Below are 24,972 nucleotides of genomic sequence, written 5' to 3'. Positions count from 1 at the left end.
ACAACCCGATTTTCACTCAGGCCGCCATCGCCATCAGCGGATGCAGCGTGCCGTCGCTATAGACGATGCGGCCGCCGCGGAAGGTTGCGCGGATGCGGTGGACCGAACCGGGCTCGACGGCGACCAGATCGGCGAGCTGACCGACAGCGATTTCGCCGCGATCCATCAGGCCGGCCGCACGAGCGGCATTGGAGCTTGCCGTGGCGACCGCCGCCGGCAGGCCACCGGCAACGACATCCGCAATCTTGAAGATCGCCGGCACGAAAGCGGCCGGGTGATAATCGGCCGCGATGATGCCGAGCAAGCCGGCGCGGGCAGCATCCAAGGCGCTGAGATTGCCGGACATCGATTGGCCGCGCAGTGCGTTCGGCGCGCCCATCAAGGTCCAGAGGCCACGGCGGCAGGCTTCTTCCGCAGCCGGCCCGGTGACCGGAAACTCGCTGATCGTCACGCCGAGATCGTGCATCGCCGCCACCTTTTCGGCGCTGTCGTCGTCATGCGATGCCAGTGACAGATTATGTTTCAGCGACAGCCCGACGACATCATGCAGCTTGCGCTCGATCTCCGGATCCTGGCGCTGGGCGATGCGGTTTGCGACGACTTCTTCCGCCGCTTCGCGCGACATGGAGCGGCGCTCCGACATGCTGCGGATATAGCTTTCGATGTCGTTATACTGCCCCTGCCCCGGCGTATGGTCGGTCAGGGAGACCATGTCGACGGACCCCTCCTCCAACAGCCGCTCCAGGGTCGGAGCCGCGCCGAGATTGGTGATTTCGTAACGCGCATGGACGCGATGATCGATCAGAAGTTCGTCGCGCAGGCTGCCGATGCCGCGGATAACGGCGGAGGTGGTTTCGAGCGAACGGACATGACCGTAGACGCTTTCGGTCGCAAACGAGAGTGCCGCGAAGGCGGTGGTGACGCCGGCTGCCGCCAGCTTCTTGTCCAGCTCGTGAATGCCGAAATCGATCGGCATCATCGCATTCGGCCGCGGCGCGATCTCGCGTTCGACCATGTCACAGTGCAGGTCGACGAAACCCGGCATCAGCAGGCGTCCGCCGCCGTCGAAGGTCGGCCGCTCAACCGGCTCGGAACGGATTTCGGCAATCACGCCGTCCTCGATGCGCACCGCGCCCCGGTCGACGACTTCATTGGGAAGAACGAGCGTGAAATTGCTGAGCCACATCGGCTTTCTCCTGAAACAGCGTCAATGATCGAAGGAGGCTCGGAAACATTCGAATGTTTTCGGCCAGCACGCCCCGGTAAGCTCGATTCGTGACACTGTGATGAATTGCGGCAGGCAGAGTTTCAACAAAGCTCCCGACCGTTCGCCGAGTTATTTCAGACCGGCCAAATTCAACGCCGCCCATTGCAGCAGCATGATCGTCTTGGCGTCATAGATATCGCCCCTCCCGATCATTGCCAGCGCCTCGGACAGCCGAACCTCCAGGACCTCGATATCCTCATGCTCTTCCGCAAGCCCGCCACCATCGGCAACGCGATCTGTCGTGTCGATCACCGCGGCGAAGAAATGAATGACCTCGGTCGAGGAGCCCGGCGAGGTCAGTGCCTTGAAAAGGAAGCGGACGTCGCGGACGCGAAAGCCGGTCTCTTCCATGGCTTCGCGGCGGATCGCGGCTTCCGGATCGTCGCCGTCGAGCAGACCGGCGGGCACTTCGATCATCCAGGCCGGTTCACCGACAAGCTGCGCCGGCAGACGAAACTGCCGAACCAGCACCACCGTTTCGCGCTCGGAATCGTAGAGCAGGATGCATGCGGCTGGCGTGCGGTGATAGACCTCGCGCTTCAGGCGATGCTTTTCGCCTTTTGAATCCGTGTAGTCGACATCAAAGCTGCTCAGCCGCGTCCATTGATCCGCCAGCGTCTTTTCGCCGGCGATTTCGGCTTTCGCCTTTCCGAATCCAGTCATGCCATATCCTTGCGGAGCCATACCTTGTTGTCGTGGACGGCTGCGCCGCCATAGGGCGCGACCGGATCGGCGCCGGTGAGCACATTGATGCCCTCGCCGTCGACATGAGCCTTGTTCGGCCAGAGACCTTCGGCGATCAGCACACCAGGCTTCACTTCCGTCGTCACGCGCGCATGCAGGCGGATATCGCCGCGTCCATTGCCGATGCGAACCAGCTCGCCATGGTCGACGTCGAGCCGTTCGGCATCGACCGGATTGATCATCACCTCGGGGCGCCCTTCCTTCTGCCGCGACGTCTTCGTTTCCGCGAAGCTCGAATTCAGGAAATTGCGCGACGGCGACGTCGCAAGCCGGAACGGATGCTCGGGATCGGCCACTTCGATGACATCGACCTGATCCGGAAACGCCGGCAGCTCGACATGGGGGCCGAGTAGACCCACCGACGCGGGCGGCCGGTTCGGCGCCGGCTGGTTGGCCCAATCGGGACGGAAGCGGAACTTGCCGTCCGGATGGCCGAAACCGTTGAGAAAATGCGCCTCCTCGAAGGCCGGCTGGCGGTCGAACCATTTATGCTCAAGGAAATGATCGTAATCCGGCAGGCCGCTTTTCGACAGAACCCTGTCGATCATCTCGCGGGCGGAGAAGCCGAAGCCGGGACGATCCGCCACGCCGAGGCGCTTGGCCAGTTCCTCGATGACGAAGAGATTGCTGCGCACCGTCGGCGGCGGCTCCACCAGCTTCGGGCCAAGAAGAATGTGGTTCTGGCCGCCGGCGCGGTAAATGTCGTCGTGCTCGACGAACATGGTGGCGGGAATGACGATATCAGCCATCTCGGCCGTATCCGTCATGAACTGCTCGTGCACGGCGACGAAGAGGTCGGATCGGGCGAAGCCGCGCTTCACCAGCCGCTGCTCGGGCGCGATGTTCATCGGATTGGTGTTCTGGATCAGCATGGCCGTCACCGGGCCGCGATGGCGAAGCGCCACGGCATCGCCGGTCAAGGCACGGCCGATCTGTGACTGGTCGATCATGCGGACGTCGAGATCCTTCATGGCGCGGCCGGTCAGTTCGCTCGCGTCCATGCGGAAGATATCGCTGTTCGAATGAAAAGCGCCGCCGCCTTCATACTGCCAGGAGCCGAGAACGGTGGCGATCGACGCGGCCGCATGCATGGCGATCGCGCCGTTGCGCTGGCGAGTGAAGCCATAGCCGAGGCGGAAATAGGTCTTCTTCGTCGTTCCCACCAACCTGGCGAAAGCTTCGATCTCGTCCACCGAAAGGCCGGTAATGCCTGCAGCCCATGCCGGGGTCTTGGACTTCAGATGCTCTTCGAGCCCAGCCGGATCGTCGGCATACTTGGCCATATAGGCGCGGTCGGCATAGCCGTCGCGGAAGGCGATGTGCATGACGGCGCAGGCAAGCGCCGCATCGGTGCCCGGCTTGACGATCAGCGCCAGATCCGCCTGCTTCATCGTCGGGTTGTCGTAGATGTCGACGACGACGATCTTGGCGCCGCGCTCCTTGCGGGACTTGATCGCATGCGTCATGACGTTGACCTGCGTCGCGACCGCGTTCGTGCCCCAGATGACGACGCAATCCGTACGGCCCATCTCGCGCGGATCGGGGCCGCGCAGCACGCCCGTCGCCATGGTGAACCCGGTCCAGGCCGGATTGGTACAGATGGAGGAGAAGAAGCCGGAATAACGCTTGGCGTGGCGCAGGCGCTCGATGGAATCGCGCTGCACCCAGCCCATCGTTCCGGCGTAGAAATAAGGCCAGATCGCCTCGCTGCCATCCTTGGCCTCTGCCTTGACGAAGGCTTCGGCGATCTCGTCCAGCGCGGCGTCCCAGGAAAGCTCCTGCCAGCGCCCCTCGCCCTTGGCGCCGGCGCGGCGCAAAGGTTTCATCAGGCGATCGGGGTGGTAAAGCCGCTCGGCATAGCGCGCGACCTTTGCGCAGATGACGCCCGAGGTATAGGAATGATCGCCCGCGCCACGCACACGCCCGATCCTGCCATCGTCAGTCAGATCGACCTCCAGCGCGCAGGTGGAGGGACAGTCATGCGGACAAGCCGTGTGGCCGACACGCGATTTGGCTTGGATAGGGGTCGCAATGTTCATGATGTTTGTATATTTCAAGCAATGTCCGGCCACTAGAGACAATCCGGCCCATCTCAACAATTCATGCGGACTTCACCGACAATGAACTATCGGCACATCTACCACGCGGGCAATTTCGCCGATGTTTTGAAACACGCGATCCTTGCCCGCCTCGTCCGCTACATGCAGAACAAGGACAAGGCATTTCGCGTCCTCGATACGCATGCCGGCATCGGGCTTTACGATCTTTCGTCCGAGGAAGCCCAGAAGACGGGCGAATGGCGCGATGGCATCGGGCGCTTGCTGGAGGCGGAGTTGGTGCCGCAGGTGGCCGGCCTGCTGGAGCCCTATCTTGCCGCCGTCCGCGAGATCAACCCGGAAGGCGGCGTCAGGCTTTATCCCGGCTCGCCGAAGCTGGCGCGCATGCTGTTTCGCCCGCAGGACCGGCTGTCGGCCATGGAGCTGCATCCGGACGATTTTCAGCGACTTCACCGCCTGTTCGAGGGCGATCACCACGCGCGCATTACCGAGCTGGACGGCTGGCTGGCGCTTGGCGCGCATCTGCCGCCGAAGGAAAAGCGCGGCATCGTGCTCGTCGATCCGCCCTTCGAGGAAGACGGCGAATATGAGCGGCTGGTGGACGGCCTGGCAAAGGCCTGGCGCCGTTTTCCGGGCGGCACCTACTGCCTCTGGTATCCGATCAAGAAGGATGCGCCGATCAAGCCTTTCCATGAAGCCCTGCAGGCGCTGGAAATCCCGAAGATGCTCTGTGCCGAGCTGACCATCAAGAGCGACCGGGGCTTCACCGGGCTCACGGGCTCCGGCCTCATCATCGTCAACCCGCCCTTCACGCTGAAGGACGAGTTGCATGCGCTGCTGCCGGTTTTGAAGGATATCCTGGCGCAGGACCGTTTCGCCTCGCAGCGTGCATTCTGGCTGCGCGGCGAACATTGAGATTTTTCCCGCCCATATCCCACAGGTGATTTCATGAGACTTCTTTGCTCGCCCACCTCTCCCTTCTCCAGCAAGGTGCGCATGGCGGCACGCCATCTCGGCGTCAGGCTGGAGGAGATTCATGTCGATACGAATGCCGGACCGTCGCTTCTCATCGACAACAATCCGCTCGGCAAGATCCCGACATTGCTGACCGGCGACGGCGAGGCCATTTTCGACAGCCGCTCCATCATGCACTATTTCGATCGAAAGGAAGGCAGGCTCTATCCGTCGAAGAAGGGCAAGCGGACCGAGATCGAGGTCCTGGAAGCGCTGTGCGACGGCGCCAACGAGTGCCTGCTGTCGATCGTCTACGAGCGGCGCTTCCGTGACGCGGACAAGCAGTATCAGCCATGGATCGACCGGCAGTGGACGAAAGTCAGCCGCGCGCTGGCCCATCTCGACGCCGAGCCGCCGAAGATCGGCAGGAAGCTGCATGCGGGACACTTCGCGCTTGCCGCCCTGATCGGCTATCTGCAGCTTCGTTTCGAAGGCCAGTGGGAAGCGGACCATGCGGAGCTCATCGACTGGGCGCACAGGTTCGAGAAGCACTTTCTGGACTATCCGGCGATGAAGCCCCATGTCTGATGGCCAGCGGCCGTAACCCGCAGCCGATGAGATTTTCAATATTGGACAAGCAAAAAGGCCGGGGCAAAACCCCGGCCTTTTTGTTCTTCAGGCGATGCCTTCAGATGATTAGAACTTTACGCCGATACCGACCTTTACGCTCTGTTCGTCGTAGCCGCGCGAGAAGCTGCCGGAGTCGAGGTTGAAGTCCTTCCGGCCGTAGTCGGTGTAACGGTACTCGAGGCGAGCCGTGATGTTGTTGGTGATGAAGGTTTCAGCACCTGCACCGACCGTGTAGCCGACAGCCGTCTTGCTTTCAGACGAGGTATCGTCGGAGAGCTTGTTCTGGCCGAGTGCCAGGCCGGCCGTGCCGTACAGCATGAACGGATTGAAGTCGTAACCGAGGCGGCCGCGAACCGAGCCGTTGACGCCGTTCTTGGCGGTCAGGCCGTTGCGGGTGCTGTCGGCGCCGGAGTAGCCGAGGTCAGCTTCAACGCCATATACGATCTGGCCCTGCTGCCAGTTGTAGCCGGTGAAAGCCTGGCCACCAAAAGCGTAGGCATCGCCGTTGCGGTTGAAGTGACCGGCGTTCCAGTCGCCAGCGCCACCGATGTAGAAGCCGCTCCAGTTGTTGACGGCCGGAGGTGCATCCTGCGCGACGGGCGGCTGCGGGATCTGCTCAACAGCGTCTGCAGCGTGAGCTGCGGTGTAGCCGCCGAGAGCGAGAGCGGAGACCATGAGGGTCGTTACGAGAGTACGCATACTTTTCTCCTTTCAGTCTCGTGGGCTTCGCTTACTGTCTTTAACTTCGAAGCGTCACGAGCAATTAAAACATATCCCTCCCGGATCGATGCTGAAATTGGAATGCAAATGAGGAATTGGAAGAGCCAAAATATGATATCATTGTGGCACAGGCATGGCTGAATTTCGATGTTGCTTCACCGCAACAGACGAATTGTTAACCATAACCAATGGTTAAAGCGTGTATACTTATTTTTATCTAAATATATTTCAAGCTTTACATAAGAAACACCAAAGGCGCTATTCGCTCGAACATCTTTTCATATGGTGTATCGACGCACTATATGAGCGTCGATCGGGTAACGACGAGAAAAAGGCGACATCTTGAGCCAGGAAAAACTACGCACGGCATTGATCACCGGCGCTTCCAAAAGAATAGGCCGGGCGATTGCCGAGGATTTGGCGGACAACGGCTTCGCAGTCGCGGTGCATGCCAACCAATCCTTCGCCGAAGCCTCGGAGATCGCGGCGAAATTGCGGCAAAAGGGCCGGAAGGCAATTGCGATCAAGGCGGATCTGCAGGATTTGGGCGAGACGTCGACGCTTGTCGAAAGAGCTTTTTCCGAGCTCGGCCCGCTCGATCTTCTGGTCAACAATGCGTCGGCTTTCCTCGGCGATTCCGCCGAGCGTTTCGATGCCGCGGCCTTCGAGGCGCACTTTGCCGTCCATGTCCGCGCACCGTCGGTTCTGGCGGCGGATTTCGTCCGGCAGCTTCCCGAGCCGCATCCGGGCCTGATCGTCAACATGGTCGACCAGCGGGTATGGGCCCTGAACCCGCGCTTCTATTCCTATACGCTGTCCAAGGCGGCGCTGTGGACGGCGACCCAGACGATGGCGCAGAGTTTTGCGCCGCGCATTCGCGTCAATGCCATCGGCCCAGGTCCGACCGTGCGCAGCGTGCGGCAGACCGAGGAGGACTTCCAAGCGCAGATCGACGGCCTCATATTGAAGGCAGCGCCGGGGCTCGAAGAATTCGGCCGCACCATCCGCTTTCTTTTTGACACGCCCTCGATCACGGGCCAAATGATAGCGCTCGATGGCGGCCAGCATCTTGCCTGGGAAACGCCAGACGTGTCGGAGAGTGCGGAATGAATGGAAGAAAGCTGCCCGATGGCGGCATTCTCTACGACGAATCAGAAGATACCGATGACGACATCGAGGTGGAAGGCGATGCCGCCGCCAGCCCTGCCGCGTCCATCGACTGGAACGAGGGCGTCAAGAGCGAGACAGGGCTTCGCGGCGCCGAGCTGATTGCCGAATTCGTCAAGCGGCTGCCCAACAATCCCGGCGTCTACCGCATGTTCAACGAAAGCGGCGACGTGCTCTATGTCGGCAAAGCGCGCAACCTGAAGAAGCGCGTCTCCAACTATGCGCTGGGCAAGGTCCATTCCAATCGCATCGCCCGCATGGTGCGCGAAACCGCCAACATGGAGTTCGTCACCACACGCACGGAGACGGAAGCGCTGCTACTGGAAGCGAATCTCATCAAGCGCTTGCGTCCGCGCTTTAACGTTCTGCTGCGCGACGACAAATCCTTTCCGTATATCCTGATCACGGGCGCCCATCGCGCGCCGGCCATCTTCAAGCATCGTGGCGCGCGGGCGCGCAAGGGAGACTATTTCGGCCCCTTCGCTTCGGCGGGCGCCGTCGGGCGCACCATCAATTCGCTGCAGCGCGCCTTCCTGATCCGCACCTGCACCGACAGCGTCTTCGAAACACGCACGCGGCCCTGTCTGCTCTACCAGATCAAGCGCTGTTCGGGGCCCTGCACGCATGAGATCAGCGATGCAGGGTATGCCGAGCTGGTGCAGGAGGCGAAAGACTTCCTTTCCGGCAAGAGCCAGAACGTCAAGGCGCACATGGCCGAGGCGATGAACGCCGCCGCCGAGGATCTGGATTTCGAGCGCGCCGCGATCTTCCGCGACCGGCTGGCGGCGCTGTCGCATGTGCAGAGCCATCAGGGCATCAATCCGGCCGGTGTCGAGGAGGCCGATGTCTTCGCCATCTATCACGAGGGCGGCATTTCCTGCATTCAGGTCTTCTTCTTCCGCACCGGCCAGAACTGGGGCAACCGCGCCTATTTCCCGAAAGCCGATCCGTCGCTTTCGGGCGCCGAGGTGCTGAACGCCTTCCTGGCGCAGTTCTACGACGACAAGCCCGTGCCGCGGCAAATCCTGCTTTCGGAGACGGTCGAGGAAATCGATCTTCTGGCGGCGGCCCTCGGCGAAAAGGCCGGCCACAAGGTCGCGATCCTCGTGCCGCAGCGCGGCGAGAAGCGCGATCTGGTCGATCACGTCGTTGCCAACGCCCGCGAGGCGCATGGCCGCAAACTCGCGGAGACCGCCTCGCAATCGCGGCTGCTGGAAGGCTTCAAGGAGACGTTCCAGCTTCCCTACGTGCCGCAGCGCATCGAGATCTACGACAACTCCCACATCATGGGAACGAATGCCGTGGGCGGCATGGTCGTGGCCGGGCCGGAAGGCTTCGTCAAAAGCCAGTACCGCAAGTTCAACATCAAATCGACCGACATCACCCCGGGCGACGACTTCGGCATGATGCGCGAGGTCATGACCCGCCGCTTCTCCCGGCTGCTGAAGGAAGAAGGCAAGCCCGATCGCGGCGCTACGGCCGACGCTACCGTGGAAGCGGCCGATCGCCCCTTCCCGTCCTGGCCCGATATCATCCTCATCGATGGCGGCCAGGGGCAGATGACGGCCGTACGGGCCATTCTCGAGGAGCTCGGCATCACCGACAGCGTCATCGCCATCGGCGTCGCCAAGGGCGTCGACCGCGATGCCGGACGCGAGCGTTTCTTTGCCCCATCCCGCGAGAGCTTCACGCTGCCGCCCCGCGACCCGGTCCTTTATTTCATCCAGCGCCTGCGCGACGAAGCCCACCGCTTCGCCATCGGCTCGCATCGGGCCCGGCGCAAGAAGGAGATGGTGAAAAACCCGCTCGACGAGATCGGCGGCATCGGCCCTTCGCGCAAGCGCGCGTTGCTGCAGCACTTCGGTACGGCGAAAGCCGTGTCGCGCGCCGCCCTGTCGGATCTGATGGCCGTGGAGGGCGTTTCGGAAGCCGTCGCGCGGCAGGTCTACAACCATTTTCACGAAGACGCCGCGAAATAAGAAAAGCTGGTCGCAAATTCCACGCAATAGCGGTGAAAAAACAGAAACAATATTGACGATAAGGTAGCCAAACCATCATCTAGGACTTGATCCCAAAAAGTGCGAAGCGGTTTTTGGATAAGATCAGGATCAATCAAATGCCCGGAGCAAGATGAGACCGAATTCGAGCCTCATCGCGATCCGCCGAGACAACGAAACGAAATGATTTTCATGGCTTCGCGCGCTTACAGCATTCCCAACCTGCTCACCTACGGCCGCATTCTCTGCGTGCCGCTGATCGTTCTGTGCTTCTTTGTCGAAGGCAAGCTGGAAGGTTCCGATTTCGCGCGATGGGTTGCGCTCTGGATCTTCGTCATCGCCTCGATCACCGATTTCCTCGACGGCTATCTCGCGCGTATCTGGAACCAGACCTCCAATATCGGCCGGATGCTCGATCCGATCGCCGACAAGCTGCTGGTCTCCGCGATCCTGCTGCTCGTCGCGGCCGACGGCACCATCGCCGGCTGGTCGCTCTGGGCAGCCATCATCATCCTTTGCCGCGAAATCCTGGTATCCGGGCTGCGCGAATATCTGGCGGCCTTGAAGGTGAGCGTTCCCGTGACGCGCATCGCGAAATGGAAGACAACGGCGCAGCTCGTCGCCATCGCCTTCCTGCTGGCTGGGCCGGCGGGCGACAAGGTGCTACCCTACACGACGGAAATCGGCATCCTCCTGCTGTGGATCGCGGCCCTGCTGACCATCTACACCGGCTACGACTATTTCCGCGCCGGGCTGAAGCATATCGTGGATGATGAATGAATGACGAAGCTCGTCTATTTCGCCTGGGTGCGTGAGCGGATCGGCAAAGCGGAAGAGGAGATTTCGCTTCCCGCCGACGTCGTTACCGTTGGCGATCTCCTGAGTCATTTGAAGACCTTGGGAGAGGAATACGAGACGGCACTTCAATTCCCCGAGGCGATCCGCGTTGCCATCAACATGGAGCACGCCGACCACGACGAGCCCATCGCCGGAGCGCGGGAAATCGGGCTCTTCCCGCCGATGACCGGAGGGTGAGAAGCAGGTGGGCGACGCCCGAGCAATCGATCCAGTGAATCGATTGCAGCGATGCCCCCTCGGCAGGCTCAGTATGCCAAGGCGAAGGGGCCGGGATGCCGCTCAAACCGTTTGAGAGGGCGATAAGGAAATTGCGATGATTTCACCATTCGTCAAAGTCCAGCGCGAGGATTTCGACCTTAAGAGCGAGATCGACCGGCTGACCGATGGGCGGCACGATATCGGCGCGGTCGTTACCTTCTCCGGACTTTGCCGCGACGAAGGCGGAACGCTCGGTGCGCTCGAACTCGAACACTACCCCGGCATGGCCGAGGCCGAGATCACCCGCATCGCCAATCTCGCCATCGAGCGCTTCGAGCTTCTTGGCCTGACCGCCATCCATCGCTACGGCAAGATTGCCCCCGGCGAAAATATCGTGCTCGTCGTCGCCGCGGCATCCCATCGGCAGGCCGCCTTCGACGGCGCCAATCTCGTCATGGATTTTCTGAAGACCTCCGCTCCCTTCTGGAAGAAGGAGCACGGCAGCGACGGCAAGGAAGGCGGCTGGATTTCGGCCAGGGATGCCGACGATGCGGCACGGGCTAAGTGGACCGGCGACAAATAGGCCTCAGGGGACGACCCTTTCGCGCCGGCTCAGCACCAGCAGTAGCACGAGCAGCGAGAAGATGACGAAGTCGCGCCAGAGGAACGGGCCGTAAGCACCCCACATCGTCTCGGTCAGGCCAAGAAGTGCCGCTCCGCCCGCCGATTTCAGGGGATCGGAATAGCCGCCGACGGCCGCGATCATCAGCACCTTGAGCCCGAACATCAGCCCTGCCCCGAAATCCATCGTTCCGTAGTAGGAGGTGGCGAGCAGCCCGCAGATGGTGGCGACCAGCGCGGAGGCGACATAGGCGAGCAGGAAGACACGATCGGCGCTCGCGCCGCAAAGTTCGGCGGCGAGCGCATCGTCGGTCACCGCCCGCCAGATCCGCCCCCAGCCGGTGCATTTCAGCACATAGGCGCCGGCAAGGATGACGAGGATCATCAGCGCCGTGTTGAGCAGCTGGATTTCGGTGAGCGTCACCCGGAAATCGCCGCTGTCCCAGAAAACGATCGCGCCGTTCAGGAAAGGCGGCAGCCAGATGCCACGGGTATTCGATGCCAGTCGCGCGGTCTCCATCAGGATAATCATCATGCCGAGCGCGGCGACGATGATGGTGTTCGGGGATTTGCGCGACAGCGGCAGCATGATCGCGCGGCCGACGAGGAAGCTGGTGCCGAGCGTGTAGCCGACGGCGATGACTGCACCGAAGATAAATGCGGCCGGCAGGATCAGATACATTCTGGTGTAGCCGACATCTGTAAAGAGCACGAGCATCTGGCCGGCGAAGGCGAACAGCGCGCCATAGGTGATGTCGGCCCGTTTCATCACCCCGAACGCAATCGAATAGCCGAAAGCCAGCGTCGCATAGAGTGCAGCGAGCGGGACGGCATTCGCCAATTGCTGCAGAAGATAGGCCATGCGCTCCTCCGAAGAACAAGCAAATAGTAACTGGCAAAATCTATTTTACCAGTTATAATTTTCGGCATGAGCTTTTCCTGGACCCCACATCGCTTTTCCGGTGGCGCGCTGGCGCTCGATGTCGCCAACAGCGTGATCCTGCGCCATGACGACGAGCGCCGGACCGATCGTTTCGAGGCGCCGGGACAGATGGACAGCTTCCCGAAAGCGGCCGCCAATTTCTGTGCCGAACGGGCGCTTTTCGGCGATATCCTGCCGGTACAGCGGGAAAACAGGGCCGGCTTCATTTCGTTGCGCGAGACGATCGATCGCTATTTCCGGGCGCGGGTTCTCGGCGAGGCCCCCGATGCGCTGCTTGCCGATCTTCTTGCCGCCCTGGCAGATGTCCTGAAGCGAGCCTCGGCCGATGGGCTGGATGTCGCGACGGTGCATTCGACGCTGCGCCTCATCGCCATGCCCGATCCCGAGCGGATGAAAATATGCCGCAACTGCGGCTGGCTGTTCATCGACCGCAGCAAGAACAAGAGCCGCGCCTGGTGCGACATGGCGGTCTGCGGCAACCGCGCCAAGGCAAGCCGGCACTACCGGCGCAAGAAGGAGGAAACCGCGCCATGAGAATCCGAACGATCATCCTGACAGCGGCAATCGTCGGCACGGCGCTGGCCGGTTGCCAGAGGAAAGACGACGAAGGGCCGACCCAGCTGAGCGGCCGCCTCTTCATCTTCAACTACCGCGTGGCGAGCGCGAGCTACATGATTACGCTGAAGAAGATCGCCCCGATCCCCGACGGCACGACGGCGGTCGCGGAATTCGAAAATCCCGCCGGTGGCGATCCGCTCGTCGTCCAGCAGAAGATCTATTCCTTCTGGGACAAGATCACGCTGGAAAGCCCCGATCTGCATTGCGTGCGCAAGGACCGCCCCTATTCCGTCTCGATCAAGCTGGTGGATGCCAGCGACAAGACGATCCAGACGATCAAGACCGAAGTCAAATCCGACCTCGACCAGACCGTGCTGCCGACGAAGCCGCTTGTCGTCGGGCCGGTCTATACCGCCAATCCGGATGTCTTCAAGGGAGATGGCAGCGCCGATTACGGGCATGATGCCGCCTGCCCTGCATGAAAAAAGCCGGGATCGAAATCCCGGCTTTGATGAGTCAATTCAAATCGTTCAGCGCTGAAGCTGAGAGGCCGATTCAGCCGACGATTTCGGTTTCGGAGAACCAGTAGGCGATTTCGACGGCAGCCGTTTCCGGAGCGTCCGAGCCGTGAACCGAGTTTTCGCCGATCGAAAGAGCGAAGGTCTTGCGGATCGTGCCTTCGTCAGCGTTTGCAGGGTTGGTCGCGCCCATGATTTCGCGGTTCTTCAGGATGGCGCCTTCGCCTTCCAGAACCTGAACGATGGTCGGGCCGGAGGTCATGCCTTCGACGAGTTCGCCGAAGAACGGACGTTCCTTGTGAACAGCGTAGAAGCCTTCGGCTTCGCGCTTGCTCATCCAAACGCGCTTGGAGGCGATGACGCGCAGGCCGTTGTCTTCAAAAACCTTGGTGATGGCGCCGGTCAGGTTGCGCTTCGTCGCGTCCGGCTTGATCATCGAGAAAGTACGTTCAATCGCCATGGGTTCATTCCTTGTAATCAGAGAAAAGTGGGCGGTGTTTACCTGCCTCAAAGCCCGAAAACAAGGGGGATCGCCCAATTTCACGCCGCTGTCACAGTCAGGCCGAGCGATTCGCGATCGGCCCGATAGCGAAGCGGCGGCTCACGGGCAGAGTTCGCGCATACCATCATGACTACGAAGGAAAACCATATGCTCAGACATTTCAGAATGCTTGCCGACTACAATCGCTGGGCCAATATTCAGGTCTACGATGCCGCCGCCCAACTCAGCGATGCGGAATTCCACGAAGATCGCGGCGCCTTCTTCGGCTCGCTCCACGGAACGCTGAACCATCTGCTGGTGACGGACCGGCTGTGGATGCACCGCTTCAGCGGCACCGGCGAAGCTCCGTCGGCACTGGGCGTCGTCCTGCATGTGGATCTGGCGGGGCTTCGGGCAGACCGGGAAGCAGAAGATCGGCGCATCATTTCTTGGATAGACACCCTCGACGCCGAGGCTCTCGCCGCCGACATCACCTATACGTCCGTCCTTCGACCGGGCGCCATCACCCATCCCCTGCACCTGGCCATGGCCCATATGTTCAACCACCATACCCATCACCGTGGTCAGAGCCACACGATCCTGACGTCCATGGGCAAGCCGTCGCTGGTGCTGGATCTCCTGCACTTCCTGCGCGGCGAAGGGCGGCACTGGATGTAAGCAGGAGGCGAGCGGGTGTTTCCGGGCTTCGCTCAAGCGTTGAGCATGTGCCTCAATTTGCGGCGCGGCCGTGTGGATCGGCCATTTTGTTCATGTTCCCTTAACCTGGCAACCTGCAGATTGGCGAGATATATCAGATCACGGTCATGAGCAGGCATGAAGAACTCGCAGACAGGCGTTTCGGCGTATTCCATCGATGATGAGACGGAAACCGAGCTTGAGGTCATCGGCCGCTTCATGACGCGGCTGAAGGTAAAGAACCTGCCGCGCAATTATCAGCTCTTTCACGAGGCACTCTATGGGCAGGACCGCCGTCTTGCCGAAGAGATCGAAACGCTTGGTCCCCTTCCCCCGCAAAGCGGCCTCGATGAAATCGGCCTCAAGCACCGCCTCGTCAGCCATTGCGGACTGGTCGCCCGCAAATCCGAAAGCGATGCGGCCGAAATGCTGCGCGAAGTGGCGGAACAGCTCGCCAAAGGGCTGATGAAGAAACAGCATTTCACCCGCGATATCGAAAAGGCTTCGAAGACCGCCGATGCGCTGGACAGTCTCAACGCATCGCTCAGCAATCTCCTGCTCTACGAAACTGAGTTGACCGAGAGGCTGAGGAATTGCGCAAGCCTGCCGAAGCCGTTGCGCAGCGCGGACGCCTGAACGCTTTCGCACTCTTGCCTTCGGCGCCGAGTTCGGCCAAAACCGCGCCATGATTTCGATTTCAGACCTTTCCGCCCGCATTGCCGGCCGCCTTCTCATCGACCATGCCAGCGTGACGCTTCCGGCGGGCACGAAGGCAGGCCTTGTCGGCAAGAACGGCGCGGGCAAATCCACGCTGTTCAGGATCATTACCGGCGATTTCGCCCCAGAAAGCGGTTCAGTCTCGATCCCGCGCAATGCCCGCATCGGTCAGGTCGCACAGGAAGCGCCCGGCACGGAAGAGCCGCTGATCGATATCGTGCTCGCGGCCGACAAGGAACGCTCCGCCCTGCTCGAGGAAGCGGAGACCGCCACCGATCCGCATCGCATCGCCGATATCCAGACGCGGCTTGCCGATATCGGCGCGCATTCGGCCGAAGCGCGTGCCGCCAGCATCCTGGCCGGCCTGGGTTTCGATCATGACGCGCAGAAGCGCCCCGCCTCCTCCTTTTCCGGCGGATGGCGCATGCGCGTGGCGCTTGCGGCCGTGCTGTTTTCCGAGCCGGACCTGCTTCTGCTCGACGAACCCACAAACTATCTCGACCTTGAAGGCACGCTCTGGCTGGAAGACTATATCCGCCGCTATCCGCACACGGTCATCATCATCTCGCACGACCGGGACCTGCTGAATACGGCGGTCAATTCCATCGTGCATCTGGATCAGAAAAAGCTCACCTTCTATCGCGGCTCATACGACCAGTTCGAGCGGCAGAAGGCCGAGGCCGACGAGCTGCAGACGAAAGCCAAAGCGAAGAACGATGCGGCGCGCAAGCATCTGCAGAGCTTCATCGATCGCTTCAAGGCCAAGGCATCCAAGGCCCGGCAGGCGCAGTCGCGTGTCAAGGCGCTGGAGCGGATGGGGACTGTCGCCGCCGTCATCGAAGACCATGTGATGGGTTTCAGTTTCCCGGAGCCCGAGAAACAACCCGCATCGCCCATCATCGCGATCAGCGGCGGCGCGGTCGGCTACGAGCCGGAAAAACCGATCCTGAAGCGGCTGAACCTGCGTATCGATGCCGACGACCGCATTGCCCTGCTCGGCTCGAACGGCAACGGCAAATCGACATTTGCGAAGTTCATTTCCGGCCGGCTCGACGCGGACAGCGGCGATGTCAGGCTGGCGCCGAACCTGAAGATCGGCTTCTTCGCGCAGCACCAGCTGGACGACCTCATCCCCAACCAGACCGCCGTCGAACATGTGCGCCGCCGCATGCCCGAAACGCCCGAGGCGAAGGTGCGTGCCCGCGTCGCGCAGATGGGCCTCGCGACCGAGAAGATGGACACGCAGGTCAAGGATCTTTCCGGCGGCGAAAAGGCGCGCTTGCTGATGGGCCTTGCCGCCTTCGACGCACCGAACCTGCTGATCCTCGACGAACCGACGAACCATCTGGATATTGACAGCCGTAACGCCCTTATCCAGGCGCTGAACGACTATTCCGGCGCGGTCATCCTGATTTCGCACGACCGCCATCTGATCGAAGCCACCGTCGACCGGCTTTGGCTGGTGCGCGACGGCACGGTTTCGAGCTTCGACGGCGACCTCGAAGACTATCGCAGCCTCGTCGTCGCAAGCCCGAAGCCGCGGGATGACAAGGCAAGGACGAACGGAACCGACGATTCCGTTTCCAAGGCGGATCAGCGCAAGCTCAACGCCGATCGGCGCGCCTCGCTCGCACCGCTCAAGAAGAAGATCAACGAAATCGAATCCTTGACCGGCAAGCTTGAGAAACTGATTCAGGCGCTTGATGCGGAACTTGCGGATCCCGCCCTTTACGAGAAGGCGCCGGCAAAGGCTGCTGAAAAGGCGAAACAACGCTCCGATGCGGCTGAAAAGCTCGCCGCGGCCGAAGAGCAGTGGCTCGAACTTTCATCGGAATATGAAAGCGGCATGGCAGGCTGAAAAGCTTACCTCCCCTTAACGAATTTGGGCCCGATCCTAACCAATCATTAACCATAACTGCGGAAAGTACGCTCAACTTTCATAGACATAATTGTTGAGCGATTCTGATGAACTACCGTGTTTTGCTGGCTGGCCTTGCCGTGTCCCTGGCTCTGGGAGGGTGCGCCACGAAGCCGGCCAATGATGCATCGCTCAAGAGCGGCTATGCTGCCGAGGAGCCGCGTCACAAGCCGCTGAAGGCCAATGACCCCGTCGAGATGGAGCCGAAGAAATGGCTCGTCGCCGATCTCGAGACCAGAGACCAGGAAGACGCCGGCGGACCGCACAATCTTGCCGGCCGCACGCTGGAAGTGGCCTCGCTCAAGGACATCAGGCTTGCCGACAAGGAAGTCATCCTGACCTTCGACGACGGCCCTGCTCCCGGCAAGACGGATCGCATTCTCGCCACGCTCGACAGATTCGGCGTCAAGGCAGCCTTCATGATGGTCGGGGAAATGGCGCAGGCTCATCCGGCGACCGCTCGCGAGGTTCTCGCGCACGGCGATGCGATCGGCAGCCACACCTTCCGTCATCCCGATCTCGACAAGATGACCTTCGACGCCGCGATGGCTGAAATTGCGCGCGGCAAGGATGCCGTCACCAAGGCGATCGGCACGGACGTACCCTTCTTCCGCTTCCCCTATCTTGCCGACTCCAAGCGGCTGCGCACGGCAATCGCCGCCCGCGACATGGTCGTCATGGACGTCGATATCGACAGCAAGGATTACTTCACCTCGACGCCCGCCTCGGTGGTGGATCGAACCATGAAGCAGCTCCATCAGCGCGGCCACGGCATCGTTCTCATGCACGACATCCACCAGCGCACGGTCAGGATGCTGCCTGTTCTCCTCAGCCGCCTGGAGAAAGAGGGCTACAAGGTCGTGACGCTGAAATACAGGCACACGCCCGCTCCGGCGACCAATCTCGTTGCCCAGGCAGACACCAAGATGGTGCGCTGAGGCGGCGCGATATCGACAGCCATAGAACCATACAGCCGCGGAAGCATGGTTGCTTCCGCGGCTGTATTTTGATTTGGTTACATGCAGTCCGCACCGTCAATCAGCATATCAGGTTTCCATGCACCTCCATCTTGAACGCGACGACGACCCGATCACCCTGAAATTCGTCGCCGAGAAGGATGCCGAATCCGAGCGGCTTCTGATGACGCCCGAATTCGAGGCGGACCGCATCGCCATAAAGGACATGATCGAACGCGAGGATCGGCTGATCGCCACGACCCGGCGCGGCAACTGGCTGTTCGATTTCCGGCGCAGCGCCGAGCACCCGCTCGGCCGCTGGTATCGGCTGCCGGCCGATCTTGCTCCCCTGCCCGATGCCCCTTGGGAGCCGATCTTCGATCTCGACGCTTTCTGTGCGGCGGAGAACAAGCTCTGGCTGTGGCGCGGCGCCCTGACCTGTCCCTGGGAGCCGACGCGGGTGCTGCTCTGTCTTTCCGACGGCGGCTCCGATCCCATGCGGCTGCTCGAATTCGACTGCGAGACGAAAAGCCTCGTCGAAGGCGGCTTCGACACCCCGGCCGTTCGCTGTCACGCGACCTGGCTCAGCCGCGACGAGATCGCCTATTTCGGCTCGATCGATCGCGAGTCTTCGACGCGCTCGGGATGGCCTCGCGTCGGCCGCCGCCTGAAGCGCGGTCAGGCGCCGGCAGACGCGCCGGTTCTGTATGCCGCCGCCGACAGCGACATATACGGCTCCTGTTCGATCTTCGATCCGGCACTTGCGGGCCTTGCGAATGAGGATACGGCCAGGCCCATCCGGATCTTCACCGCCGGTCACGAAATCGGCAGCGCCAGCCACTTCATCGAGGACCGGGACGGCTCGCTGCGCAAGATCGACCTGCCCGAGGACATCGATTTCGGATTCAATCATTCCCATCTCATCTGGCTTGCCAAGACCGACGAGCGGATACCGGCCGGCAGTCTGGCCCTGCAGCCTTTGCCGCGCGAGCCCGGCGGCGCGGAGACGGCGCGTATCCTGTTCTCGCCCGCCGAACGGCAATCGGTCTCGCAATTCCTGCTGATGCGCGAATGGTGCGTCTTCGTCGTCTCGGACAATATGCGGCCTCGTCTTTTCCTTCTCGACCTGACGAAGCCGGACGCCGAAATCCGGGAAATTGCGCTGCCGGCGGATATTCAGACCGTATCCGTGCAACCGCTATATTCGGATCTGCATCTCGGCGACGACACGCTGCAAATCTATGGCTCGGGCTTCCTGCAGCCACCCTCCTGCTATCGGCTGGAGCTCGGCAATCGCCGGCAGCCGCTTGAGCTGAAGCATATCGCGAGCTCGCCTTCCTATTTCGACAGCGAAGGCATGACATCCTTCCTGCTCGAAGCGACCTCCGAAGACGGTACGAAAGTGCCCTATCACATCGCCCTGCCGAAGACGTGGACGAAGGGCGAGCTACCGGTGCTGACCTATGGCTACGGCGGCTTCGACGTGTCGCTCGGCCCGCATTATTCCGGCGTCATCGGCCGCTGGCTGGCGCAAGGCGGCGCCTATGTGATGGCCTATATCCGCGGCGGCGGCGAATTCGGTCCGAACTGGCATCGCGTCGCAAAGGGCCATGGCCGACACAGGGCTTTCGCGGATTTTGCCGCCGTCGCCCGCGATCTCGTCATCCGCGGCTACACAAAACCCTCCCGCATCGCCGCCAATGGCGGCAGCAACGGCGGGCTGCTGACCGGGGTCATGGCGACGCGCTACCCGCAGGATTTCGGCGCGATCTGGTGCCAAGTGCCGGTGCTGGACATGACGCGCTTCCATGTCTTCCCGGCCGGGAAGGCCTGGATCGACGAATATGGCGATCCCGACGATCCGGCGGATTGTGAATATTTGCTGACCTATTCGCCGCTGCACAATGTCAAGCCGGCTTCCGAGGTCACCTATCCGCCGATCTATATCGAAAGCTCGAGCAACGACGACCGGGTGCACCCCTCGCACGCCCGGCGGTTCGCGGCACAGCTGGAAACCCTTGGCCACCATCCGCTCTTCCATGAGTTCGCCTCGGGCGGGCATGGAGGCGACGGCGCATCGATGCAGCTCGCGACGCGCACGGCACTGGGCTACAGCTTCCTGCGCGAGACGATCGTGAAGTCGAAGGGCACCTGATCTATCCCCGACGCTCGGAGAATATCGATGATCGCACCACCTTCGGCCGCATTCGAAACGCGGCAGGGGCATGGTTGATCTTGTGCGCTGGGGATCGCGCAGCCGCATTCGCGATTTGCCGCCCTTGCCCACATGCGGCATTCTGCTAAAGATCGCATCAATAATCATACTAATCGAGAGACACCCATGTCCCCCATCAACCTCGCTATTGTCGGCGTCGGCAAGATCGTCCGCGACCAGCATCTTCCATCGATCGCGAACAACCCGGATTTCGAACTGATCGCCACGGCGAGCCGCCATGGCACCGTCGAAGGCATTCCGTCCTTCACGACAATCGAGGCCATGCTCGATGCCGTGCCGGCGATCAATGCCGTTTCGCTCTGCATGCCGCCGCAATATCGCTATGAGGCGGCCTACAAGGCGCTTATGGCCGGCAAGCATGTTTTCCTCGAAAAGCCCCCCGGGGCGACGCTGAGCGAAGTCGCCGATCTCGAAAACCTCGCCAAGGCCAAGGGCGTTTCGCTCTTTGCCAGCTGGCATTCGCGCTATGCGCCGGCCGTGGAAGCTGCGAAAGCCTTCCTCGCCGGAACGAAAGTCCACAGTGTTCATGTGATCTGGAAGGAAGACGTCCGCCACTGGCATCCGAACCAGGAATGGATCTGGCAGGCCGGCGGGCTCGGCGTCTTCGACCCCGGCATCAATGCGCTCTCGATCGTCACCCATATCCTGCCGGCGCTCTTCCTGACCGGCGCGACGCTGGAGTTTCCGGAAAACCGGGACTCGCCGATCGCCGCCGATCTGCATTTCAAGAGCGGCGCGGGCCTTCCTGTCCACGCCGAATTCGACTGGCGCCAGACGGGCAAGCAGAGCTGGGATATCGTCGCCGAGACGGATGCGGGGCAGATGGTTCTCGCCGATGGCGGCTCCAAGCTTTCGGTCGACGGCGAACTTAAGTTCTCCGCACCGGAGGCTGAATACCCCTCGCTCTACCGCCGTTTTGCCGAGATCGTCAAAGCCGGGACGTCCGATGTCGACGTGTCGCCGCTGCGCCACGTCGCCGATGCCTTCATGCTCGGCAAGCGCAAATTCGTCGAAGCATTTTACGATTGATCTGCCTTTCCCGGTGGAGACAATACGCCCCGCAGCATGCTAGCGTAGGGTATTATCTTCATCGGGGAGTTGCCGGTGGCATCGCAACATGAACAATCCTTTGGGCTCGGCGTCGGCAACAAGTCCGTCCGGCTCGCCGAGCCGAACCAGAGCTGGCACGAGGCCTATCTGCTGGAAGAGGCCGCCATTCGCGGCGCACTCGGCGACCTCGCCGTCGATGTCCAGCATTTCGGAAGTACCTCCATTCCCGAAATCAAGGCCAAGCCCATCATCGACATCGCCGTCGGCGTTCGGCGCTTCGAGGACGGCATCGCCTGCATCGAACCAATGGCATCGATCGGCTACGTCTACGCCGGCAGCAATATCGTTCCGAACGATCACATATTCGGCCACGATATCGAGGGGGATACCCGCACGCATCTGGTGCATGTGGTCGAATATGGCGGCGTTAACTGGTGCCAGTTCATCCTGTTCCGGGACCGGATGCGCAAACGTCCGGACCTTGCCCACGCCTATGAGGCGCTGAAGGTCGAGCTTGCGGCGAAATATGCCAATGACCGGGCATCCTATACCGCCGCGAAGAAGGACTTCATTCAAAAGATCCTGGCGGAAAGCGACTAGGCCCGCTTTCTTGGCGCAGAAGGAAAGCCCTAGGCTTTTTTCTCCCAGCGGCCATCCTGCGTCTGCTGCCAATAGGTAAGGTTATGCCCCTCGCCCTTCAGGCGTTTCCATTGGGCGCGCGCGCTTTCCAGCTGCTGCTGATCGTAGCCGTCGAACATCAGCACGACGCGCTGGTAAGTTCCGACATCCGTGGCCTCGGCACCATCGACGAAAAAGCGCACCGTGGCGTTGTTCACATTGTCGGATGAGACCGTCAGCAGCACCGGCTGGCGGTCCGCCATTTCGCCTTCGTCCGTACCGTGCGGCAGGAAGCTGTCCTCGCGGTAGGTCCAGAGATGGGCATCGAGGAGATCCCGCCGTGCCGGCTCGCACATCTGCACGGCGACCTGCCAGCCGCGCTCGATACTCTTGTCGATCAGCGGCGGCAGGGCATCTTCGAGCTTCGATTCCGTCAGGTGATAGAAGAGAACGTCTGTCATGCGGCCTCTTCTACCTCACAAAACCCGGCCGGTCACGATTCGTAGTTGGCGCGGACCAGCTCATCGAGCAGACGCACGCCGAAGCCGGAACCCCAGGACTGATTGATCTCGTCCTGAACGGAGCCCATGGCCGTGCCGGCAATGTCCAGATGCGCCCACGGCGTATCACCGACGAAGCGTTTCAGGAACTGGGCGGCTGTGATCGAGCCCGCATAGCGGCCGCCGGTATTCTTCATGTCGGCGAACTTGCTGTCGATCATCTTGTCGTATTCCTTGCCGAGCGGCATGCGCCACAGGCGCTCGTCGGTGACGAGACCAGCCTCGGTCAGCTCGCCGGCCAGCTTGTCGTCGTTGCTGAACAGGCCGGCCTGAAGGTTGCCGAGCGCGACGAGAATGGCGCCGGTCAAGGTCGCGAGGTTGACCATGAATTGCGGCTTGAAGCGATCGTTCGTGTACCAGAGCGCATCGCATAGAACGAGCCGGCCTTCGGCATCCGTGTTGATGATCTCGATCGTCTGGCCGGACATTGAGGTGACGATATCGCCCGGACGCTGCGCATTGCCGTCGGGCATGTTCTCGACCAGACCGATGACGCCGATGGCGTTGACCTTGGCGCCGCGCGCGGCAAGGGTGTGCATGAGGCCGGTGACGGCTGCGGCGCCGCCCATGTCACCCTTCATTTCCTCCATGCCCGCGGCCGGCTTGATGGAGATGCCGCCGGTATCGAACACGACACCCTTGCCGATGAAGGCGACCGGCTTTTCCTTCGCCTTGCCGCCCTTCCATTGCATGACCACCAGGCGCGGCGGCCGGGCGGAGCCCTGTGCGACACCGAGCAGAGCGGCCATGCCGAAGCGGCGCATCTCGCGCTCGGTCAGAATCTCGATCTCGACGCCGAGCTTTTCCAGTTCCTTGGCCTTGGCCGCGAACTCGACGGGACCGAGAACGTTCGGCGGCTCGTTGACCAGATCGCGGGCGAGAATCACGCCTCCGGCGACGGCTTCAGAGGTCGCGTAGAGCTTCTTGGCGGCCGCAGCCTCCTGAGTGACGATCGTGACCTTCACGGCCTTGCGGGAGCCGCCCTTTTCGTCATCATCACCCTTCTTCGTCTTATAGGTATCGAAGCTGTAGGCGCGCAGAAGCATGCCCAGGGCAAAATCAGCGGCCTCCCTGGCTCCGACCTCGATTGCCGGCGCGTCCAGAAAGATGGCAACCTTTTCCACATTGCGGATCTTTGCCGCGGCGGCGCCGCCGAGCCTCAGCCAGTCGTGCGCTGCCAGGCTTTTGGCCTTGCCCGCGCCGATCACGATGATCCGGTCGACGGGCGCTGCCTCGGGCGCGATGATATCCAGACTGCTCAGCACCTTGCTCTTGAAGCCGGACACGGGTGCAGCCCTGGCGAAAACATTGGCCGGATCTGCGCTCTCGGCTCCCGCCGGAAGCTCGCTGTCCGTGCCTTTCAGGAGAATGGCCAGACCACCGCTGAGGCGAGCTGACTTGGCGAAGGAAATCTCGAATTTCACAGACATTTCTGCTCCGATAAACATGCGTCTCAAGAAGATAAATTTGTGCAGGCATCATTCAAGGTTTGACTAGGGAATACAAGCGTTTGGCAAAGCATTCCCTGGAGAAGCGTGCCCAACGGCTTCAAATCCCTGTCATTTAGCGCGGCTAGGCTATGCGGCATGGTGTTTTAGCCGCCACCGGGCGGCCCAATCTTTTGCCGGAAGCCGCCTTGATTATAGATTTCAACAGCCTCAATCGCGAGGACCGCTTTCCCGAGATTCTGCGACCGCGCACGGCGGGCGATGCCTTCATCGGCCTCTTCTGTCTCTGGTGGGCGCTGCTTGGTCTCTTTTCGCTTTTTCCACAGATCGATGTCGCCGTCGCAAACATGTTTTTTCTGCCGCGGCAATGTCTGACAAGCGTACGCCCCGACCAGATATGCGGCATCTTCCCTTATAACGACGACGCGCACATGCGGCTGCTGCGCGAAATCTTCTTCCAGCTCCCCTACATCATAGCCGTCGCTCTCATCTGGATGCTATTCCGGTGCTGGCAACATCACGGAGCCACCTTCAACCAGCTGCGGGCACGCAATCTCCGGATTGCGCTCGGCGCGCTGCTGATCGGACCGGTGCTGATGGTCAATCTCTGGCTGAAGGCCTTCTCCGGCCGGCCGCGTCCGAGACAGACCGATCTCTTCGGCGGCACGCTGGATTTCGTGCATGCCGGATCCTTCGCCGGCAAATGTGTCAGCAACTGTTCGTTCGTCTCGGGCGAGGCAGCCGCAGCGGGCTGGCTTTTCTGTCTGATCTTCATCATCCCGCAGCCGTATCGATCGGCTGCGGCGCTGCCGATTGCCGCCGTCTCCATATTGATTCCGGCGCTCCGGGTGGCCTTTGGCGGACATTACCTCTCAGATGCCGTCCTCGGCTGGCTCTCCTCGCTTGTCATATTTGCCGCCCTGCTGGCATTATCCCAAACGACACACGACAGAAGAATATCGGGAAATTAACGATTTTTTTTCGAGTTGGTTGTCGCCAAAAAAACGTAAACAGCGTAGATGAGGGTGAATCTCTGTCGGCTTGCCCGGCAGCTGTTGCG

Annotated in this window: 25 protein-coding genes; 17 read left to right on the top strand and 8 right to left on the bottom strand. The window is 61.3% G+C overall.

From position 1 onward, the window contains the following. Window positions 1–16 precede the first annotated feature (16 nt). The 3 genes from ACQZ6J_RS19115 to ACQZ6J_RS19105 form a co-directional block, all read right to left on the bottom strand. A complete protein-coding gene (locus ACQZ6J_RS19115; RefSeq protein ID WP_449085233.1) occupies window positions 17–1,186 on the bottom strand; it encodes an alpha-D-ribose 1-methylphosphonate 5-triphosphate diphosphatase in 1,170 nt (389 codons plus the stop codon). Between the two features lie 150 nt (window positions 1,187–1,336). Beyond that, complete coding sequence (locus ACQZ6J_RS19110; protein ID WP_449085232.1) at window positions 1,337–1,930, bottom strand: NUDIX domain-containing protein; 594 nt, start codon at window positions 1,928–1,930, stop codon at window positions 1,337–1,339. Continuing rightward, the gene (locus tag ACQZ6J_RS19105; RefSeq protein ID WP_449085328.1) at window positions 1,927–4,050 is read right to left on the bottom strand and encodes a molybdopterin-containing oxidoreductase family protein; all 2,124 of its coding nucleotides are present in this window, start codon (window positions 4,048–4,050) and stop codon (window positions 1,927–1,929) included. Before ACQZ6J_RS19105 ends, ACQZ6J_RS19110 begins: the two co-directional genes overlap by 4 nt. Window positions 4,051–4,131: 81 nt before the next feature. On the opposite strand from ACQZ6J_RS19105, the gene ACQZ6J_RS19100 reads away from it, so the two are divergent. Both ACQZ6J_RS19100 and ACQZ6J_RS19095 read left to right on the top strand, forming a co-directional pair. Next, window positions 4,132–4,983, top strand: a complete 852-nt coding sequence (locus ACQZ6J_RS19100; RefSeq protein WP_449085231.1) for a 23S rRNA (adenine(2030)-N(6))-methyltransferase RlmJ — start codon at window positions 4,132–4,134, stop codon at window positions 4,981–4,983. 33 nt (window positions 4,984–5,016) lie between these two features. Next, window positions 5,017–5,610, top strand: coding sequence for a glutathione S-transferase (locus ACQZ6J_RS19095; protein WP_449085230.1), 594 nt, complete (start codon window positions 5,017–5,019; stop codon window positions 5,608–5,610). Between the two features lie 108 nt (window positions 5,611–5,718). Here the strand turns inward: ACQZ6J_RS19095 and ACQZ6J_RS19090 are convergent, their stop codons facing one another. Further along, window positions 5,719–6,351, bottom strand: coding sequence for an outer membrane protein (locus ACQZ6J_RS19090; protein WP_163986227.1), 633 nt, complete (start codon window positions 6,349–6,351; stop codon window positions 5,719–5,721). A 363-nt stretch (window positions 6,352–6,714) separates the two neighbouring features. Here ACQZ6J_RS19090 and ACQZ6J_RS19085 point away from each other — a divergent pair, with 363 nt between their 5' ends. The 5 genes from ACQZ6J_RS19085 (at window position 6,715) to ACQZ6J_RS19065 (ending at window position 11,175) form a co-directional block, all read left to right on the top strand. Further along, a complete protein-coding gene (locus tag ACQZ6J_RS19085; protein WP_449085229.1) occupies window positions 6,715–7,482 on the top strand; it encodes an SDR family oxidoreductase in 768 nt (255 codons plus the stop codon). Then, window positions 7,479–9,518: an excinuclease ABC subunit UvrC gene (uvrC, locus tag ACQZ6J_RS19080; RefSeq protein ID WP_449085228.1), complete on the top strand. Its 2,040-nt coding sequence runs from the start codon at window positions 7,479–7,481 to the stop codon at window positions 9,516–9,518. The genes ACQZ6J_RS19085 and uvrC overlap by 4 nt, the downstream gene beginning before the upstream one ends. A 210-nt stretch (window positions 9,519–9,728) precedes the next feature. Continuing rightward, a complete protein-coding gene (gene pgsA / locus ACQZ6J_RS19075) occupies window positions 9,729–10,316 on the top strand; it encodes a CDP-diacylglycerol--glycerol-3-phosphate 3-phosphatidyltransferase (RefSeq protein WP_163986230.1) in 588 nt (195 codons plus the stop codon). Beyond that, window positions 10,317–10,571, top strand: a complete 255-nt coding sequence (gene moaD, locus ACQZ6J_RS19070) for a molybdopterin converting factor subunit 1 (RefSeq protein ID WP_449085227.1) — start codon at window positions 10,317–10,319, stop codon at window positions 10,569–10,571. It begins immediately after the preceding gene. Between the two features lie 136 nt (window positions 10,572–10,707). Further along, a complete protein-coding gene (locus ACQZ6J_RS19065) occupies window positions 10,708–11,175 on the top strand; it encodes a molybdenum cofactor biosynthesis protein MoaE (RefSeq protein WP_449085226.1) in 468 nt (155 codons plus the stop codon). A 3-nt stretch (window positions 11,176–11,178) separates the two neighbouring features. On the opposite strand, the gene ACQZ6J_RS19060 is transcribed toward ACQZ6J_RS19065, so the two are convergent. Continuing rightward, on the bottom strand, window positions 11,179–12,075 hold the full coding sequence (locus ACQZ6J_RS19060) for a branched-chain amino acid ABC transporter permease (protein ID WP_449085225.1): 897 nt from the start codon (window positions 12,073–12,075) through the stop codon (window positions 11,179–11,181). 66 nt (window positions 12,076–12,141) lie between these two features. Between ACQZ6J_RS19060 and ACQZ6J_RS19055 the strand changes: the two genes are divergently transcribed. Continuing rightward, on the top strand, window positions 12,142–12,690 hold the full coding sequence (locus ACQZ6J_RS19055) for a CGNR zinc finger domain-containing protein (protein ID WP_449085224.1): 549 nt from the start codon (window positions 12,142–12,144) through the stop codon (window positions 12,688–12,690). Next, on the top strand, window positions 12,687–13,196 hold the full coding sequence (locus ACQZ6J_RS19050) for a hypothetical protein (protein WP_449085223.1): 510 nt from the start codon (window positions 12,687–12,689) through the stop codon (window positions 13,194–13,196). Before ACQZ6J_RS19055 ends, ACQZ6J_RS19050 begins: the two co-directional genes overlap by 4 nt. Before the next feature lie 73 nt (window positions 13,197–13,269). Here ACQZ6J_RS19050 and ndk read toward each other — a convergent pair whose 3' ends face one another. After that, on the bottom strand, window positions 13,270–13,692 hold the full coding sequence (ndk, locus tag ACQZ6J_RS19045; protein ID WP_113347435.1) for a nucleoside-diphosphate kinase: 423 nt from the start codon (window positions 13,690–13,692) through the stop codon (window positions 13,270–13,272). A gap of 189 nt (window positions 13,693–13,881) precedes the next feature. Between ndk and ACQZ6J_RS19040 the strand changes: the two genes are divergently transcribed. The 7 genes from ACQZ6J_RS19040 (at window position 13,882) to ACQZ6J_RS19010 (ending at window position 21,886) form a co-directional block, all read left to right on the top strand. Then, window positions 13,882–14,391 (top strand): DinB family protein, encoded by a 510-nt coding sequence (locus tag ACQZ6J_RS19040; protein ID WP_449085222.1) that lies wholly within the window; start codon window positions 13,882–13,884, stop codon window positions 14,389–14,391. A 156-nt stretch (window positions 14,392–14,547) separates the two neighbouring features. After that, window positions 14,548–15,045: a hypothetical protein gene (locus ACQZ6J_RS19035; RefSeq protein ID WP_449085221.1), complete on the top strand. Its 498-nt coding sequence runs from the start codon at window positions 14,548–14,550 to the stop codon at window positions 15,043–15,045. Between the two features lie 49 nt (window positions 15,046–15,094). Next, complete coding sequence (locus ACQZ6J_RS19030) at window positions 15,095–16,984, top strand: ABC-F family ATP-binding cassette domain-containing protein (protein ID WP_449085220.1); 1,890 nt, start codon at window positions 15,095–15,097, stop codon at window positions 16,982–16,984. 107 nt (window positions 16,985–17,091) lie between these two features. Then, on the top strand, window positions 17,092–17,982 hold the full coding sequence (locus ACQZ6J_RS19025; protein WP_163986239.1) for a polysaccharide deacetylase family protein: 891 nt from the start codon (window positions 17,092–17,094) through the stop codon (window positions 17,980–17,982). A 118-nt stretch (window positions 17,983–18,100) separates the two neighbouring features. Then, complete coding sequence (locus ACQZ6J_RS19020) at window positions 18,101–20,155, top strand: prolyl oligopeptidase family serine peptidase (RefSeq protein ID WP_449085219.1); 2,055 nt, start codon at window positions 18,101–18,103, stop codon at window positions 20,153–20,155. Window positions 20,156–20,341: 186 nt separating this feature from the next. After that, the gene (locus tag ACQZ6J_RS19015) at window positions 20,342–21,265 is read left to right on the top strand and encodes a Gfo/Idh/MocA family protein (protein ID WP_449085218.1); all 924 of its coding nucleotides are present in this window, start codon (window positions 20,342–20,344) and stop codon (window positions 21,263–21,265) included. Window positions 21,266–21,340: 75 nt separating this feature from the next. Next, complete coding sequence (locus ACQZ6J_RS19010) at window positions 21,341–21,886, top strand: GrpB family protein (RefSeq protein WP_163986242.1); 546 nt, start codon at window positions 21,341–21,343, stop codon at window positions 21,884–21,886. A 29-nt stretch (window positions 21,887–21,915) separates the two neighbouring features. Here the strand turns inward: ACQZ6J_RS19010 and ACQZ6J_RS19005 are convergent, their stop codons facing one another. Together ACQZ6J_RS19005 and ACQZ6J_RS19000 are read right to left on the bottom strand one after the other, a co-directional pair. Further along, entirely contained in the window at window positions 21,916–22,365 is a 450-nt protein-coding gene (locus ACQZ6J_RS19005) for a DNA polymerase III subunit chi (protein ID WP_449085217.1), read from the bottom strand. A 32-nt stretch (window positions 22,366–22,397) separates the two neighbouring features. Further along, the gene (locus ACQZ6J_RS19000) at window positions 22,398–23,894 is read right to left on the bottom strand and encodes a leucyl aminopeptidase (RefSeq protein ID WP_449085216.1); all 1,497 of its coding nucleotides are present in this window, start codon (window positions 23,892–23,894) and stop codon (window positions 22,398–22,400) included. 206 nt (window positions 23,895–24,100) lie between these two features. Here ACQZ6J_RS19000 and ACQZ6J_RS18995 point away from each other — a divergent pair, with 206 nt between their 5' ends. Further along, window positions 24,101–24,883 (top strand): phosphatase PAP2 family protein, encoded by a 783-nt coding sequence (locus ACQZ6J_RS18995; protein ID WP_163986245.1) that lies wholly within the window; start codon window positions 24,101–24,103, stop codon window positions 24,881–24,883. The last annotated feature ends 89 nt before the right edge of the window (window positions 24,884–24,972 follow it).

The sequence above is a fragment of the Rhizobium sp. A37_96 genome (assembly GCF_053521765.1).
This window is presented reverse-complemented; position numbering and strand designations above follow the sequence as displayed.